The 16,873-nt window shown below is 47.5% G+C and carries 14 protein-coding genes; 5 read left to right on the top strand and 9 right to left on the bottom strand.

What is annotated here, in order from left to right; translation table 11 throughout:
* Positions 1-85 precede the first annotated feature (85 nt).
* Together HV243_RS00235 and HV243_RS00240 are read right to left on the bottom strand one after the other, a co-directional pair.
* On the bottom strand, positions 86-391 hold the full coding sequence (locus HV243_RS00235; RefSeq protein WP_046276186.1) for a putative quinol monooxygenase: 306 nt from the start codon (positions 389-391) through the stop codon (positions 86-88).
* 1 nt (position 392) lies between these two features.
* Positions 393-1,400: a zinc-binding alcohol dehydrogenase family protein gene (locus tag HV243_RS00240; RefSeq protein WP_053389767.1), complete on the bottom strand. Its 1,008-nt coding sequence runs from the start codon at positions 1,398-1,400 to the stop codon at positions 393-395.
* A gap of 110 nt (positions 1,401-1,510) precedes the next feature.
* Here HV243_RS00240 and HV243_RS00245 point away from each other — a divergent pair, with 110 nt between their 5' ends.
* Together HV243_RS00245 and HV243_RS00250 are read left to right on the top strand one after the other, a co-directional pair.
* On the top strand, positions 1,511-2,416 hold the full coding sequence (locus tag HV243_RS00245) for a LysR family transcriptional regulator (RefSeq protein WP_053389768.1): 906 nt from the start codon (positions 1,511-1,513) through the stop codon (positions 2,414-2,416).
* A 355-nt stretch (positions 2,417-2,771) separates the two neighbouring features.
* The gene (locus HV243_RS00250) at positions 2,772-3,608 is read left to right on the top strand and encodes a helix-turn-helix domain-containing protein (protein ID WP_046275320.1); all 837 of its coding nucleotides are present in this window, start codon (positions 2,772-2,774) and stop codon (positions 3,606-3,608) included.
* 60 nt (positions 3,609-3,668) lie between these two features.
* On the opposite strand, the gene HV243_RS00255 is transcribed toward HV243_RS00250, so the two are convergent.
* The 4 genes from HV243_RS00255 to HV243_RS00270 are packed head-to-tail and all read right to left on the bottom strand — an operon-like array spanning position 3,669 to position 8,426.
* Positions 3,669-4,616: a fimbrial protein gene (locus HV243_RS00255; protein ID WP_053389769.1), complete on the bottom strand. Its 948-nt coding sequence runs from the start codon at positions 4,614-4,616 to the stop codon at positions 3,669-3,671.
* Positions 4,607-7,060, bottom strand: coding sequence for a fimbria/pilus outer membrane usher protein (locus tag HV243_RS00260; protein ID WP_053389770.1), 2,454 nt, complete (start codon positions 7,058-7,060; stop codon positions 4,607-4,609). Before HV243_RS00260 ends, HV243_RS00255 begins: the two co-directional genes overlap by 10 nt.
* 25 nt (positions 7,061-7,085) lie before the next feature.
* Complete coding sequence (locus tag HV243_RS00265) at positions 7,086-7,790, bottom strand: molecular chaperone (RefSeq protein WP_053389771.1); 705 nt, start codon at positions 7,788-7,790, stop codon at positions 7,086-7,088.
* Positions 7,791-7,844: 54 nt separating this feature from the next.
* Positions 7,845-8,426 (bottom strand): fimbrial protein, encoded by a 582-nt coding sequence (locus HV243_RS00270; protein ID WP_053389772.1) that lies wholly within the window; start codon positions 8,424-8,426, stop codon positions 7,845-7,847.
* A 481-nt stretch (positions 8,427-8,907) separates the two neighbouring features.
* Between HV243_RS00270 and HV243_RS00275 the strand changes: the two genes are divergently transcribed.
* Positions 8,908-9,570, top strand: coding sequence for a LuxR C-terminal-related transcriptional regulator (locus HV243_RS00275; RefSeq protein WP_053389773.1), 663 nt, complete (start codon positions 8,908-8,910; stop codon positions 9,568-9,570).
* A 62-nt stretch (positions 9,571-9,632) separates the two neighbouring features.
* Here the strand turns inward: HV243_RS00275 and HV243_RS00280 are convergent, their stop codons facing one another.
* From HV243_RS00280 to HV243_RS00290, 3 genes are all read right to left on the bottom strand, one after another.
* On the bottom strand, positions 9,633-11,129 hold the full coding sequence (locus HV243_RS00280; RefSeq protein ID WP_047498724.1) for a C69 family dipeptidase: 1,497 nt from the start codon (positions 11,127-11,129) through the stop codon (positions 9,633-9,635).
* Between the two features lie 343 nt (positions 11,130-11,472).
* Complete coding sequence (locus tag HV243_RS00285) at positions 11,473-11,937, bottom strand: hypothetical protein (protein ID WP_016155024.1); 465 nt, start codon at positions 11,935-11,937, stop codon at positions 11,473-11,475.
* Complete coding sequence (locus HV243_RS00290) at positions 11,934-12,707, bottom strand: winged helix-turn-helix domain-containing protein (protein ID WP_053389774.1); 774 nt, start codon at positions 12,705-12,707, stop codon at positions 11,934-11,936. The genes HV243_RS00285 and HV243_RS00290 overlap by 4 nt, the downstream gene beginning before the upstream one ends.
* Positions 12,708-13,284: 577 nt before the next feature.
* Here HV243_RS00290 and HV243_RS00295 point away from each other — a divergent pair.
* Positions 13,285-13,902: a helix-turn-helix transcriptional regulator gene (locus HV243_RS00295; protein WP_046276006.1), complete on the top strand. Its 618-nt coding sequence runs from the start codon at positions 13,285-13,287 to the stop codon at positions 13,900-13,902.
* Between the two features lie 75 nt (positions 13,903-13,977).
* Positions 13,978-16,812: an intestinal colonization autotransporter adhesin MisL gene (gene misL / locus HV243_RS00300; RefSeq protein WP_053389775.1), complete on the top strand. Its 2,835-nt coding sequence runs from the start codon at positions 13,978-13,980 to the stop codon at positions 16,810-16,812.
* Positions 16,813-16,873 lie beyond the last annotated feature (61 nt).

Genomic DNA, 16,873 nt, shown 5'->3' on the forward strand with positions numbered 1-16,873 from the left:
GTGCAGGCATCATAGCAGAGATAGCGAAGCGAGTGAGACATGACGGGCACAGCCCCCCACACCGCAGGGGGCTTCGGCAGTCATCTTACGGCGCAATCGGCGTCAGATAATCCAGTCGTAGCGGTTCGGCCAGCAGCTCGTTCATTTGCAGAATAAACGCCTGGAAATGGGGCAGGGCGATATGCTCGTCCAGACCGGCCTGACCGCGCCAGGATTCACGAACGTAGAAGACATCCGGTGTGTCGCGCAACTGGAACAGGGCATACTCAATATTGCCCGGCTCCTGGCGCGTGGGCAGCAGCAGAGCCTGCAGCGCCTGTTTTAGTGCGTCGATTTTCCCCGGTCTGGCTTTCAGTACCGCAATAATTGAAATCACCTCTGAATCAGACATGTTAAAACCCCTCCAGCACAATCTTGCCGACTGAACGACCGGTTTCAATTTGCGCGTGCGCTTTTTGCAGATTCGCCGCGTTGATTGCGCCAAAATGCTCGCCCAGCGTGGTGCGAATGGTGTTGTCATCGATCAACTGTGCCACGCGGGTTAATAGCTGATGCTGCGCAATGATGTCGTGGGTGGTAAACATCGAACGGGTAAACATAAATTCCCAGTGCAGCGAAATGCTTTTGGCCTTCAGTGGACGTGCATCGAGGGTTTGCGGATCGTCAATCAGCGCCAGTTTGCCCTGCGGCGCCAGGGCGGCAATAATTTGCGGGTAGTGCTGCTCGGTATTGTTCAGGCTGGCAACGTGCGTCACCTCTTTAATGCCTATCCGAGCCAGCTCTTCCATCAGCGGCTTGCTGTGGTCAATCACATGATGAGCGCCTGCTTCACGTACCCATTTCTGGCTCTGTGGACGTGAAGCGGTACCGATGACAGTCATTTTGGTCAGCTTACTGGCCAGTTGCGTCAGGATAGAACCGACGCCGCCAGCAGCGCCAACAATCAATAACACATCATTTTCATTGCCATTTTCCTCAACGCCCAGGCGGTCGAACAGCATTTCCCAGGCGGTGATGGCGGTCAGCGGCAGTGCCGCAGCAGAAGCGTTGTCCAGAGATTGCGGCTTCAGCGCGGTAATACGTTCATCAACCAGCTGAAATTCACTGTTACTGCCAGCGCGACCCAGCGCACCGGCGTACCAGACTTCATCGCCAGGAGCGAACAGAGTGACTGCTTCACCCACGGACTTCACTACGCCAACGGCGTCCCAACCCAGCACGCGGGGCACATCAGTGTTAAAACCTTCGCGGACCTTGGTGTCAACGGGATTGACGGAAATGGCCTTCACTTCAACCAGCAGATCGTGCCCGGAGGCGACGGGCATGGGCAGGTCAATCTCTTGTAAAAATTCAATGTTACTGCCGTCGGTTGCGGCGCGGGTAATAGCGATGGCTTTCATAATCTCTCCGGTTAATAAACCTTCTATCTGTTGAATAATTCGATGGTAAACCGGTAGCAGAACGGGAAAAATAGCCCTTCGGCGACAGGACTTATACTCGGGGAGTGAAAATGTTCCGGCTTGAAGATCTCACGTTGTTTGTCCGCGCCGCGGCGCTGAATAGTTTTAGCGATGCCGCACGCGAAGTCGGCGTTCAGCCTGCTCAGGTCAGTTCTGCTATTAAGCGCCTGGAATCTACGCTGGCTATCCGCTTGTTCGCCCGCTCCACGCGCAGTCTGCGCCTGACGCCGGAAGGTGAGGTCTGGCTACCCTATGCCCGCCAGATGCTGGACGTGATGCATGCCGGACTGCAAAAAATTCAGACCCCGGAAAATGAAGTTTCAGGCACGCTGCAAATCGCTGTACCTTCCGATCTCGGTCGGAACCTACTGCTGCCGGTCTTTCAGTCGTTTCGACGCCGCTATCCCGCGCTGCGCCTGCGGATTTTTTTCTCCGACCAGGTGACGGATGTCTTCAAAGACCCCGTCGATGTAGCGTTTCGCTATGGCAACACCGAAGACGCATCTTACATTGCGCTGCCTGTCGCACCGGGTAACCGACGCGTGCTGGTGGCATCACCGGAATGGGTTGTGCAAAACGGCGCGCCGCAAACTCCGGATGATTTAACACAGCTCAACGCCATGACCTTCGTCTTACGCGGACGCCTGCACGATCGCTGGACGTTTACGCATAACGGCGAGGTTAGCAGTGTGCAGGTTAATGGCACCATTATGAGCGACGATGCTGAAGTAATCCGACGGCTGGCGATTGCCGGAGAAGGCATCGCGTACAAGTCGTGGCTGGATGTCAGCGAGGATGTGCGTGATGGACGATTGCAGCTACTGATGCCTGATTACCTGGGCGAGAAAGCCCCGCTGAATATGATTTGCCCACATCGTAAGCAGCTTTCAACGGCTGTCCGTCTGCTGCATGACGCCGTGAAGGCGCGGTGTGACACGTTGGGCATTTCCCCGTGAAGTGTTCAATCGCAGGAATATTATTCGATAGCCATACGCATAAATAATAGCTAATCTCTGTTGCAGGCATTAATCTGATCGGAACGCCGATCAGTTAGTGATAATTGTTTCATTGAGTATAGTTTCTTCGATAAATATTATTTCTTAAATTAATGCAGTGTTTATAATATTTATGTTAAGAATTTTTTGGTCGATGATTTAATGACTTGTATATTTATTAAAAGGTATTTGACGAGATACCTTCCGCTACGATATAAAACATAATAGCCCCGATACATACCTATTTCTTTGCCTGATTGTTAAACGCATTGATGCTTTTTGTTATTACGTTATTTATTGGGGTAGGAGAGGGCCATTGAAGTCAAAGACTATAAATGATGTATTGTATTATATAGAAGATAATTTTGTTTCAGGCATTGGTATTGATGACATTTCACAGTTTTCCGGATACAGTCGCAGACATATACAGAATATTTTAAAGCAGCGAATAAATATGCCTGTGGGGCTTTATATTCGTAGGCGACGGATAACCAAAGCAGCAAGCTTGTTACGCCTTACTCATATGGATATTATCGATATTTCAGTGCGGGTGGGATTCGATTCTCAGCAATCTTTCTGCCGTGAATTTAAAAAACTAACCGGTTATACCCCCACAGAATACCGTAAAAATCCCAGTTGGGACCTTTCGCCGTTAATGTCGTTTGTACTGCGCAGTGATATTGTTGTCGGCGAATTGCAACTACGTACCTTACCTGCTGATACCGTGCATGGATTTCAGTACAATTATGACACACCAATCCCGCCTGCCAGTGACTCACATCTGCATCGATTAAATCTAATATTTGAGCAACTTACCAGTTCAAAACAAAATGTGTGGGCATTAACTGATTTCTCGTCTAATCCAAACTCAATGATGCGGTTGAAAGTTAAAAGCATCATTGGTAATAAAAGTCATCATTCGCCCAATGCCTATAATCGTTATGAGTGTCCTTCGGGAACGTATGCCTGTTTTTCATTCAGATTCAAGAAAGAGGACTATCCACTCTATTCAAGATATATTTATTTTAAGATGTTGCCGGAGAGTAAATTAAAAAGAAAGGCAGGCTATGATATTGAAATATTCCATTATAACCAAGAGGATCTTAAAAATAAAATAATCACCTGTGAACATTACATTCCGATAGATGTGTAATGTAAAAAAGCTCCACTTGCGTGGAGCAAAGACATCGCAGTACACCTAGATTAGGATTGATTATTGGTACTCAGCATTGAAATACAAAACTGAACGTACAATGCCGGGACTGACATTGTTAGCTGTTTGATAATACTGAGCATAAAACGGGATGGAATGATTACCTTTATCTTGAGGCGCTAAATAGACATATGAAGGTGTATTGAATTTAACAGGCTGTTGTTGTTGATCTAACACCTGAATGCCGATGCCAGCAGCACCTTTGGGGTGGATATTCTTAAGTACACCGATAATACTGCGGTGACCATTCTCTGTGTCGCTCCAGCTTAGAATAACCCGGGAAGGCGTCGTAAAATCACTTTTACAGAGAAGGTCGATAGTAAATGGTTTTCTTCCCGCAGTGCTTCCATAGCCTCTGAATTGCTCAAGTGCTATATCGGGCAGTTTGACGTTGATCGAGCGGTTACCTTTGATTGCGCATGACCGGTTGAGCATCGTGATATATTTTGCCGGCACAATGATATCCACCACGGGCAACGATTGAGCCTCACTTCTGATTTGCAGGTTGATGGAACCCGCAGCGGCTCCTGCCGCAAGCTGATCATCCAGTTTGATCAGCTCAATCTTTATTTTGCTGTTCCTGAATTCATCTGCCGTCGCTCTGAAAGTTGATGGCCACTGGATCGTTTGTCCGGTTGAGGTTTCCAGAGTGACTTTAATGCCAATTCCACTCACATTGCTGCGTATAATACCGGGTTGTTTCATTGCGGACCGATCGCCAATAATCTGTGCGGAAAAAGGCTGGTTGTCAGTACAGCCTGACGCCTGAATATTCTGTAGCGAAAGCGTGCGCGTCTGAATAACTCCCCCTGACTGGATTGATTGCTTATCGTTAACGATTTCCGGCGACAAAATAAACTTTTGTGTGGTCAGGGTACATGCAGCACTGGCTGTCTGATGAATGCCCAAGGCACAGCCCAGAATTAAAGCGGTACGTATTACCGACATGTGGCCTCCTGGTTTTTTAACACGATCGTGCATTTCCCTGTTTCCAGTGAAACGAACACTTCTGGTGAGGTGGTTTCATCAATATAAAGCGCACCGCCTTGTCCGACGTAGCCGACATGATTATTGGCATTGTCGCGGATGATGGCACCGAATGGCATTCTCTGCTGACCCTGCAGGCGGGGATAAATAATGTTCTGTTTTCTGAGCGTCGTTTCAAAGGTGACTGGAATGACATTACCTTCGTAAGGCGCAATCTTGGCCTGGGTTTTAGTAAAGTTCAGACCTTCAGTTGAACCTTTTGGATCGATAGTAACGTCATTCACGCGCCACGGACGAAGCCAGGGCAGAATGGCGTAGCCATTTTTATCGAAGCGGGTTCCAGGTACGCCTTCAAGATGAGCGCCATGCGCATCAGGCGCATAGACCAGCGCGACGGTATCTGAGCGCTCTGGCGAGAAGGTTATTCCCCCCGCGTGCCCAACCAGCATGCCACTCATTCCACCGCTTACCTGGTGCCATGAGTTACTCTGACTCCACGTCCCGTTCAGCGAGGTATAAGGCGTACGCACCATGCCGTTTGCTCCCCATTCCACACTACCGCCGCGGAGATAGCCGGTATTGACCCCCCAAACGATATTGTTTTCCTCATCAGTCGAGGTCGTGAAGCCGAGGCGTGTATTGCTGGCTTTGCCGTTATTGCTGTAGCTATCAGAGGAGATCTGCGTAAAACCGGCGTTATCCCGGGGCAGGAAATAGCTGAATGAGAGCATGATTTGGTCATCTTTGGTGACCGAACCCTGTTGATCCTCATTCCAGAAACGCTGGGCGGATATACTCCAGGTCAGGTTGCCCCAGGCATTGGTGTATCCCACGGCATACTGGCGATAATTATCCTGCTGATCCCAGAACTTCTTAAGAGAGCCGGATAAATAGAATGAACCCCAGGTATCGGATAACGGCTGATTAATACTGGCGCTAAACGACTGCTTCTCGCGTGACGAGAAATATTGGCTGACGAATGCCTGTGCATCCAGGGCATCGCGTTGACCGTAAAAGTGATGTGAACTGTATTTTGCTTCCAGCCAGAGCGCGGTTGCCGACCAGGGTAGGGTGCTATTCCATGTCAGACGATACTGTTGTCCTTGTTGACGATTGTCCTCAAGCTTCAGGCGCGATTGGGTGATATCAAGGGCGAATGCGCCGAGCTGGGTGTTCAGACCGCTACCGATGAGGGCTGACTGATAGCGCTCGAATCCAGAGGCCCCGGTATACAACGTTAAATAGTTGTTCAGGCCATACTGCCAGTAGGCCTGGGCTAAAAACGGATCTTCATCATAATTATCTTCATCGACGGTCCCGAGAGTGATGCCATAGCGCGAAATGCCGGGTTTTAGTAGCTGTGGTACCGAAGAGTATGGAACGGTAAAGCGGCGGATACGCCCGTCTGATTCCTGAATCGTGACCAACAACTCGCCGCCAGTATTCGCGGGCAACACGGAATCAATCGAGAATGGCCCAGCCGGAACCGAGGACTGATGAATGGTTTGACCATCCTGGGTGACGGTGATGCGGGCGTTGGTCTCAGCTACGCCGCGAATAATCGGCGCCCAGTTCAGCGTGCTATCCGGGCGCATTAAATCCTCAGAAGCCAATCCCACTCCGAGAATAGCCATACTGTCGAACATCTGGCTGTCAGTATAGAACTTGCCAGCGCTTAACATGGATTTCCAACGAGTGATGGGCCGTTTTAGCGTCGTGCGATTATTGGCGTAATGGCTACCTGTTTTGCTGTCCCAATTTTGGCTACCAAAATGTTCAATTAGCCACCCTCCAGCAGAGCTTCGTATATCCATTCCCACCCAGGCGCTGTCCGTACTTGAACGATCGTTACCACGTTGCTGGGTGCTGTAGTAATCGGCGTTATAGCTGAAATTAATCGCCGGCGCCCCTGGTTGCCAGAGTTCAGGTTGGACATAATTGTTTTCGATATTATCAACATAAGCCTGCGGGATGGTGATGCGCAGCTCAAGCTGGCTGGTGTTGAGTCTCTCCGTTGCTTTCCCGCTGGTGTCCCAATCGGCAATGCTGCCGCAGCGTGAAGGGTGAGCTGCCAGCGTTTGATTCATTTTTTCTGGGTTAATGCCCATGCCTTTGAGAAATGCTTCTGAATAACAGCTAACTAAATCGCCGTGATTATCTTTTTTGAATAAGAGTTCACGACGTCCACGCCAGTTATCATTAATATAAATATCTACGATATATGTCCCGGGCAATAAGCCTGCGACATTAAAGGACTGCAAATCGTTAAGTGAAGCATTGCCCATTAAGATGGCGTTATCGAACTCGTAGCGAGTGCTGTCTTCTGCGTGAGCTCCAACGGAAAATAATGAACCATGAAAAATAATGAAACAGGGTATGGTGAGGATCCTTTTACATAAACCCATTACTAATTCCTTTTATCCCTTTTTATTAATTAATGGTTGTTTTGTGTTCCACAATTCCGCCGTAATCGCTGATTGCTTGTAAAACAACCGATTCACCCTGGCTGACTTGTTGTTTTGCATTGATAGTCGTTCTGCTTTTCGGGGCGACCATGACCCCTTCGTTTATGAGTCCATGGCCTGATGACGTCACAATATCCGCAACCGTGATGAAGAAGGGGGTGGGGTTTACCAGCGTTATGTCACGTTGGTTAGCAATAATTTTTATCTTATTTTCCGCGTTTTGACGGTCACCTAACCCACTGGGTCGCCAGAAAAACTTAAAGCGTGAGCGAATGGCTAAATTGAGCACAGCTGAATTGTCCGTGACGCTATTCTTATCCACGGAAGGAATATCCAGTATGTTAAGCCACCACATAGACTCACGGTCGGTGGCGACAATATTTTTATCAACGGCTTTTTTTATTCTGAGTGATTGCCCATTGCCTGCGTCAACGCGGGCAATGGGTGGAGAAATAATAAATGGAGTGGAAATTTCTTCCGGTAACTTTTCTGGATTTCCGTCATCCAACCATACCTGGGCCAACGATGGATAGTTTCCCGTATTCGTCATTAGTATCGTGATTTCTGCGGAATCTTCACAGTAAATAAATCGGGTGCCATTGACAATGATATTATTTGCATGTGCGGTAGAGAGAGCAAATAGAGCTAATAAATAAATGAAAATTTTCATGAAGCCTCTATTAAAATAAATGCTATAGCGCAAGGCAGCTATAGCATTGTGTATTTAGAGATAAGTAATGCTATAGTTTGCCTGAGCGCTTACCGGTCCCGGTTGAACATATGATGAACCACTATTTTCACGTGGTATAATGTAACCTACGCTGAATTTATAAGTTAAAGTCGGGCTATCATTGCCATGTAGGAGATAATCTTTCTCAGGTTCAAATCGGTCATTCTTATTCCTCAGGTTAATATTTTTTTCACGATTATCCTTAAGGACTAGCGCTACGTTTTGGGCTCCACCCCTTGTCGTATTTTTGAGATATCCATCGTGAGTTAGAGGGGAATTAACATTCCAGGCTAATTTGGGAACTATTTTTTCATTAATATAACAACCCTTCACTTTAATACTGAATTGCTGGAGTTGCGTTGCATGTAATTTGCTAACTAATGTATTGAGAACTGGGTTTAATTTTACCTGTTTATCTTTATCACCGGCTTCAATTATGCACGAATTGGAATAAACATGACCGGAAAAATTAACAACGCCTTTTTGATCCCTGTTGGGGCCATGTCCAACATCTGCCATAGCGGAAGGAATTGCGATGGCACAGCTAATTAAATTTATAATGGATAGTTTACTCATAATGCGCTCCTCATTTAGAGATAGATCGTCCCTATTATCAGTAACATTGTCTGGGCTCCTTTTTTCTTGCGCCCCGTAAGGCAGTCGCCCGCTATCAATTATGTTAGATAAATTATTGTTGTACATCGTAGATTGGACGTATTTCACTCATCCTATAATATTAATAATGATCATTAACTATGAGTATTAATGAATTATTATTATCTATAAGCAGATTGTGAGTAAGATAGTCCTTTACTCAAAGGTCAAATAAAAATACTTGGAATACAATATGTTATGTTTGTATTGTGATACTTCTTTAAGTGCTATAAAGAAAAATCGAATCCTGCGCTCGGAAAAAGCGAATGATCGAATTGCACAATTAGCTAAATTCTTATAATTCAATCAGATTATCTTTAATCTTAAGTAGTGACTTGTTATTGGCTTGGCATGCAATAACGATAAGGAATATTGTCAATCATCATTTGAATGAAGGCTACATATGCTTAACATGGACAGTAAGATAATACTCATTAGTAACCAATCAATACAGACGCAACTCTTGCTGGATTATCTCAATAAGCAAAACGATATCTTGGTTGATTTTGTTAACATTAGCAGACCAGACATGTCATTTATCGTTGAGGGAAGTATCATCCTCTATGATATACAGGCATCAAGCCGTAAATTAAAAAATGTCTGGTCAAAATTACTCAATGACAGCGCATATAGTTTGCGCGTTTATATTATTAACTGCCTGCGGTCGCTCCCACTCTATGAGAGCATGCTATGGCCAAATTTTGAGTCGATCGTACCAAATAATTGCTCTACAGAATATTTGTTAGAACTCCTTAAAGAGGGGCTAAAAACCTCCCGTCCACCACGCTCACTGTCACCGCTGCCAGAGTATGTAAACCTCACGCCATCAGATAATAACTACGGCGTTTTAACCGAAAGAGAATATGAAATTTTGACCGAGTTGTCGAAAGGTGCGTCTAATGTAGAAATTGCTAACGCATTTTTTATTAGTGAAAATACAGTGAGAACGCATATTTATAATATCTTTAAAAAGATATCTGTGAATAACCGAACACAGGCAGCCTGCTGGGCCAATTTGCATCTAAGAAGCCTGGTTCTCGATCAACTGCCGCGGAAGGAAATGTAAGCCGTACTACTGGCGCAAAGTTTTGAAGCTTACTTTGCGCCAGCATGTCATCGTGTCGTTACTCAGTCTTTTTTCGCAGCGTTTGCAAAGAAGATATCAGACTGAATGTCCTTAGTGCGGATGGTAAAGAGCTGATTAGTCAGATCTTCCGTCAGCTTCTCGGCATCGGCCATGATGCGCAAGTTGAAGTCATTCAGCATCTTATCTGCGGCAGGTTTATCGGTTTTTGCCATCTTCAGATATTTTGCTTCGACCTCTTTTTGCTCCTTCGCCACTTTATCTTCCCATGCTTTGTAGGCTTTTTTGACGATTGGCGCGAGCTTCGGATAATCGGTCATCGTCAGCGTCTGTAACTTACGGTATTTCCAGTAAATGGACTGATCGTCCGCTTTATCGGTACCCATCGTATAGTTTGCCGGATATGCTTTCAGGCCGCTGTAGTACGGAACAAACGCGGTGAGGTCGGCCATACCCAGACCAATGTAGGTCGTTTCACCAATCTCTTTTGGCAACCACGGACGGACCTGCATCACGTGCGCTTCATAGGTGCGGAAAACGCTAACCGGACGCCATGGCTCTTTGCCGTTCAGACCGTTGGTGTACGGGTCATGGCTGGTGCCTTCGTAATGGTTACGCAGCACGGCCTTCACATCGTCCAGCGTCATCTTCTTCTCTGGCGTCATGAACACCGGGAATTCGCGCCCTTTGGCCATATCCTGATTTACGGAAGGATTGAACTCTTTCTGGATGGTCCATACGCGAGGATCGTTATACGTGCGGTCACGCTCATCATCACGGGTATAGGCTTTAGAGAAGTTGAATTTGCCATCTTTTGCCGGTTCGTACAGACCTTTTTCGGTCGCAAATTGAATCAGGTTTTTTGACGCCATCATGTCCGGGTTTTTAGGGTCGTAATCCTGTAAGCGGCCCTGATTACCGGTGGCAAAATACTGGTTATTCGGCAGGCGCTGCGCCATCCACTGGTGACCGCTGCCGGTTTCCAGGTACCAGATTTCGTTATCGTCGACGACGGCCACGCCAAAACCTTCCCCAGCGCCGACGGTCTCAACGATATGACCCAGTAGCGCCACGGCTTCACGCGCGGTTTTGCTCTGGGACAACAGAATATCCGGGATATCATCTTCGGTGATCCCTTTATCTTCAACGTAGGGGTCGGCAGCCAGCGCTTTTGCTGAGGCAAAAATAGATTCTGTACCGCTCACGCCAACGCCCAATTCGTTAAATCCGGTCGCGCCGTGCAGTTGGGTTTTCCAGTTTGGAACGGTGGTATAACGCAGAGAGTTTTTGGGTAGCGGCCAGGTAAAGTCATTCGCGCCATTATGTGCTTTGGTGCTGTATATCCCGGTCTGATTCTGCTTGGCCGGATGAATGACAAAATGCTGCGCTTTCAGGGCATCGCTGTCAGCGCTACGGGCTACCAGCATGGAACCGTCCGCTGATGCTTCATTACCGACCAATAGGGTCGTACAAGCAAAACCTGATGAAACAACGGCCAAATTTATAGAAAGTGCAATCAGGCACTTTTTAAAAGTAAACATTACGTATCCCTCATATGTACGCCAAAAATACACCGGAAACACACCGTTTCCTGAAATGCGATAACGCCTGAACGCTCAGACATTGCTCGCGAGAGAGATAAACGCCCCTGTCCACGTCTTCTCCAAATATCCATCCGTAGGTTGAAGTCTTCTGGGCAAAATAAAACGCCCATTTCGCTTAATTATTGCGCAATGGATATCGTGGTATTCAGGATGTTTCCTGATTCGGGATGAAGAATAGCAATGGGATATGAGTGGATTCAGTGACCCATGTCGCGTAAGTCGATGATGGCAAATATGAATTCTATTGAAGGGGGCGTGCTTTTTGTATCCGGATATGACGTTACCTTTTGCGGCAATACAGTGAGGGGACATTTGAGCTGGCAAAAATCCATGCGCCCTTATACTCCTCCATGACCAGGCTCAGGTTTCGTCCGCTTTGACGGTAAAATCCGGGTAATGTGTTGTTAATATCAGCTTCATCGGCGCTATCAGCGAAGGTTTTGACCACCTGCATTGCCTGTAGCACTCGGGCTTCGTGCTGCCGGGTATAACTGAAATAGATGTTCCTGCTAATGTCTGAGGTATTACGTCCGTACAGTTTTCCGGTAATGGTCGCTAGCCCTGCATCTTTGTACATCCGAAATGAAACCGTACCTGCAAAGCGGTTGCTGCCAATATTCCATTCGACATTTCCAACGCAATTTAGCTGCTTTTCGGCATAGCGTGAATGCCATAGCCATCCGCCTGAGCCGAGCAATGTCGCCACGCCGATTACGATTAAAATAAGGTGGTGTATTTTTTTCATTGCCCGCGCATCCAGTAATAATGGGTAGTACAAAACGCGTACGCATCTACCCGTGCATCTTTATCACAAACAAATGCCACGATCCTCTCCGCTTTACGGTAGCCGGAAAGGAAAACATGCTTGTTGTTTTCACAGAGAGAAGGGTGCAGTTGCATCAGATTGAAATAATTTCCCTGATCGTGATCATTCAGTGAGTAATAAATTTTACAGTTTTGCCGAGATGGGACCTGCATAGAAACAGAAATGAATTTACTAAACGGCATAACAGGACGTGTCTGATACCACACCAGCCAGATAACCAATGTGGCAATAACGATGCCAGCGCTAAATATAATATTCCACCAGGGGACCCGCGTCGTTTGTTGTGCCGCGGGAGGAATTATCTTTGGGGGGGCGTATTCCTCTATTAGCGGAGGCTGGAAAACTTCACTCTGAGGATGCGTTATCGCCTCTACCTGCGTATTTCCATTTAATCTGAGTCCGCGTCGTGAAATAGTCTTCACCGTATCACGTGGCAGACCCACATCCGCCAGCGCGTTACGTAGCGTCAGAATAGCCTGGTAAAATGTGTTGGTTGTGGTCACATTATTTCTCTCACCCCAACCCACTTTTATCAATGTGTTCTGCGAAACAATGTCATTTGCGTGAGTAATTAAATAGAGAAAGCAAAGCGAAGCTGGGAGCTGAAGTTGTATTGCGCGCCCGGTCTGACGATTGACCAGACTTTTGCTGTCAGGATTAAATTCGACCAACTGATTGATAAGGTACAATTGCCCAGCCCTCAGTAACTATAACGTATCACCGCGTGTGCCTACACATACCTTAAATTTTACATCCAAATCGTGAATATGCCTCACTCTTTGTACGTGATCGAAGATAAGAATTTCACTTAAGGATTAAAAACACTTTAAATACAATGCGTTACATGTGTAAATTCTTAGGTAAGTATTAACTAATGTTAAATAATGAGAATTCATTACAGTTTTATCTGAATTCTCATTATATTTATCAACAGCACTTCAAGGGGGATTGAGTTATCAGGATTGTGTAATTAATAAGAGCCCCTTTCATTGGTTAATTTTTAGCAAATAGTGCTTTTTTAATTTTTATTCTGGGATTTGGATTTATGCATAAAATTCCTAATACCCAGACTGTTATTCTGAGATAAAGCAGAAAAAAGCTTAGCGCAATCGCATTACTTACACCCTATACATAATAACATATCAGGAGTTTATTACATTTTTTAGGTGTCACTGTTATTAACTGACAAGGAATGTCACACGTGTCGGATTGACACATTTATTTACCAATGAAATATTTATGGAAAAATAACAGGAGTCATTTTTGATGAAGAGATCACCATCACAGAGTGTTCGTTGCATAAGCTGTGAATTATCCTGTCAATTATTTCCGGATACTGTGGTACGCGCCAGCTACTGTCACCGAGCCACTTTTGCGATCTGGCCAGAGGGAAATAGTTTTCTGCAAAAAGGAATTATTGAAAAACTTCTCCTTAATAATCAAAATCATTTGTCGCGTGGGTTTATTTTTGTGGACTTTTCCTTCCCAAACCTGCGCCTGTTCGCCGATCCGCAATGGGTTGACCGGCTGGCCTACAGCGGTATGTATATTGTGTTGATAGCGGACAGGAATCTCGCGCCGTTAGCCAACTACTGGCTGTCGAAAAGCAATAAAATACAAGGGATTATATATTCCGATGATGATGATGAAGTTCAGCATCAGAAAATTCGCCGATTATTTACCGGCCACCTTGCGAACAGTAAACGCGGACGCTCACTCAACTATACAGAAATGATATTACTGAAGCGGTTTGTGTCAGGGAAAAGTATTCAGCAAATTACCAAAATAGATAATATAGATATTAAGAAAATATATGTCTACAAGCTCAGGCTTGAAGATAAATTAGGCCATAGCATTCATCAAATACTGTCGAATATTTTATAACGCATTTTTGATTCTTACTATTTTCACATCTTTGCGATGTGGTGGACGCCCTACGCCCGAAAGCAGGAGGCTATTATGAAAAAACCTAAGCATTACTCACGCATTGCGATAGCGGTATCAACCGCGTTAACGTCAATGGTATTTTCAACCCACGCGGCCTGGATTGATATTGATAGTCTTCCTGCCAGTGGATTGGTGAGCAGTCTTTCGCCGGAGTTGCAGGCTTTATTTCCTGCACAGACGAATGACAGTTTCAAAAAAAACAGCGAAACGCCGAATTATGTTTATCAGTGGAGTGCCGGTACCATTCCCGTTTATGGTCATGGATTAACGCTGAATGGGCCAGGAGGAGAAGCCTTCGAACACACCATTACCGTTATTCAGAACAGCGCGACGGGTAGCCCGGGCGTTATTTTCGGTGACGACCTTACGATTCGCACACAGTCAAAGAATGCCGCTAATAATGGTAAAGATGTTGACGGTATCCGCACGCACGGGGCTAATACGCCGGATAATCCAGTCTTTATTATCACCGGGGATCGCACCAGTATTTATGTGGACGGCCAGGATGGTGATGGTATTAACGCCGGATACAACGCCATCGGTCAGGGTGGGATAGGCTCAGCAAACATCTACGTCGGCGACGATCTGTATATTCAAACCACCGGTAACCAGGGACGTGGCATCACCGCCAACGCGTTTAGAGACGCAACGCTTGCCAAAAATACGATTATTGTCGGCGATCGTGCCCACATTGTGACTACCGGTAACAGCTCAGAGGGAATCCGCTCCGGACAGAGCGGGTCCTCAATCCGCCTTGGCAATGACGCCACCATCGAGACATCGGGCACTTCCTCAATAGGGGTCTACGCCGCCTCATCTTCCAAAACGGAACTGGGCAATAACGCCACTATTTCGGTGAGCGGAGCCAGCGCCCATGCGGTCTATTCCTATAATGCGACGGTGAATCTGGGTGATAATGCGACGATTCGTGTTAACAGCATCGATAAAGTTTACTCATTCAGCAAGGCCCCACGCGGCCTGTATGCGATTTCACGCGGCACGGTAAATCTCGGTGGCGGCGCTACTATTGCTATGGCGGGCAATCACAGCAATGAAAGCTATGCCATCAGTACAGAAACGGGCGGCATCGTCGACGGTTCTGCTGGCGGGCGTTTCCTTATCGACGGCGATCTTCACGCCGCCGGTGCTACTGCCGCAAACAACACCCAGCCGCAGCAAAACAGTACCATCAAACTCAATATGACTGACAACTCGTTGTGGAGTGGGGCGTCATACGTCACCAGCGCCACTGCCGGGACGGGGGTTATCTCGCTGCAAATGAGCGATGCGACCTGGAACATGACCAACAGCTCAACGCTCACTGACCTGACGCTGAACGGCGGGTCAGTGGTGAACTTTGGGCATGCTGACGGCGAACCGTGGCAGACGCTTACTATCAATGAAGATTTTACCGGCAACGGCGGAAAACTCGTTTTCAATACCGTCCTGAATGACGATGCCTCCGAAACCGACAAGCTGAAAGTGCTCGGCAACACCGCGGGTAACGCGTTTGTGGCGGTGAACAATATTGGCGGAACCGGGGCGCAAACCGTTGAGGGAATTGAGATCATCGAAGTGGCCGGTAATTCTGACGGTACTTTTGAGAAAGCGGGCCGTATTGTTGCCGGTGCGTACGACTATAACGTGGTGCAAAAGGGCAGCAACTGGTATCTGACCAGCTTTATTCCTGCTCCGCCGGATCCGGAAGAGCCGGACCCTGTCGATCCGGACCCGGTTGACCCTATTGACCCAGATCCCGTTGACCCGGACCCGGTTGACCCTATTGACCCAGGTCCTGTTGACCCGGACCCGGTCGATCCTGTCGACCCGATTATCCCTGAGCCGGAAGAACCTGTTGAGCCCCCTGTCACTGAGCAGCAGTACCGCCCGGAAGCAGGCAGTTATCTGGCGAACAACTACGCTGCTAACACGCTGTTCATGACCCGACTCCACGATCGTCTGGGGGAAACGCAGTACGTCGATATGCTGACGGGCGAGAAAAAAGTCACCAGTCTGTGGATGCGTAACGTCGGGGCACATACCCGCTTCAAAGACGGTAGCGGACAGTTGAAAACCCAAAGCAACAGCTATGTCCTGCAGTTAGGCGGTGACCTGGCGCAGTGGAGCAGCGACGGCCTCGACCGCTGGCACCTCGGCGCGATGGCTGGTTATGCCAACAGCCAGAACCGTACGCAGTCCAGTCTGACCGGCTACCATTCACGTGGTCAGGTCACTGGTTACAGCGTGGGACTGTACGGCACCTGGTATGCCAATGACGCTGACAAGACCGGCACTTATGTAGACACCTGGATGCTGTACAACTGGTTTGATAACAAGGTGATGGGTCAGGAGCAGGCGACGGAGAAATATAAATCCAGCGGGATCACCGCTTCTGTTGAAGCCGGTTACAGCTTCAAACTGGGTGAAAACGAGCGCAACAGCTATTGGCTGCAACCGAAAGCTCAGGTGGTGTGGATGGACGTGCAGGCCGACAGCCACCGCGAAGCGAACGGCACCCGCGTGAAGGACAACACCGATGGCAACCTGATGACCCGTCTGGGGGTAAAAGCCTTTATTAACGGTCACAACGCCATCGACGACGGTAAATCTCGTGAGTTCCAGCCGTTTGTTGAAGCCAACTGGATCCACAACACGCAGACGACTCGCGTGAAGATGGACGATGTGAGCAACGACATGCGTGGCACCAAGAACATTGGTGAGCTGAAAGTCGGCGTTGAAGGTCAAATCACTCCGCGCCTCAACGTGTGGAGCAACGTGGCCCAACAGGTTGGTGACAAAGGCTACAGCGATACTCGCGGTATGCTGGGCGTGAAATATAACTTCTGACGTAACTGCAGGTGACAGAAAGCCGCTGATTAACCGATCGGCGGCTTTATTTTTTGGGGAA

Origin of the sequence: Citrobacter sp. RHBSTW-00599 (assembly GCF_013784065.1) — a bacterium.
Taxonomy (GTDB): domain Bacteria; phylum Pseudomonadota; class Gammaproteobacteria; order Enterobacterales; family Enterobacteriaceae; genus Citrobacter; species Citrobacter braakii.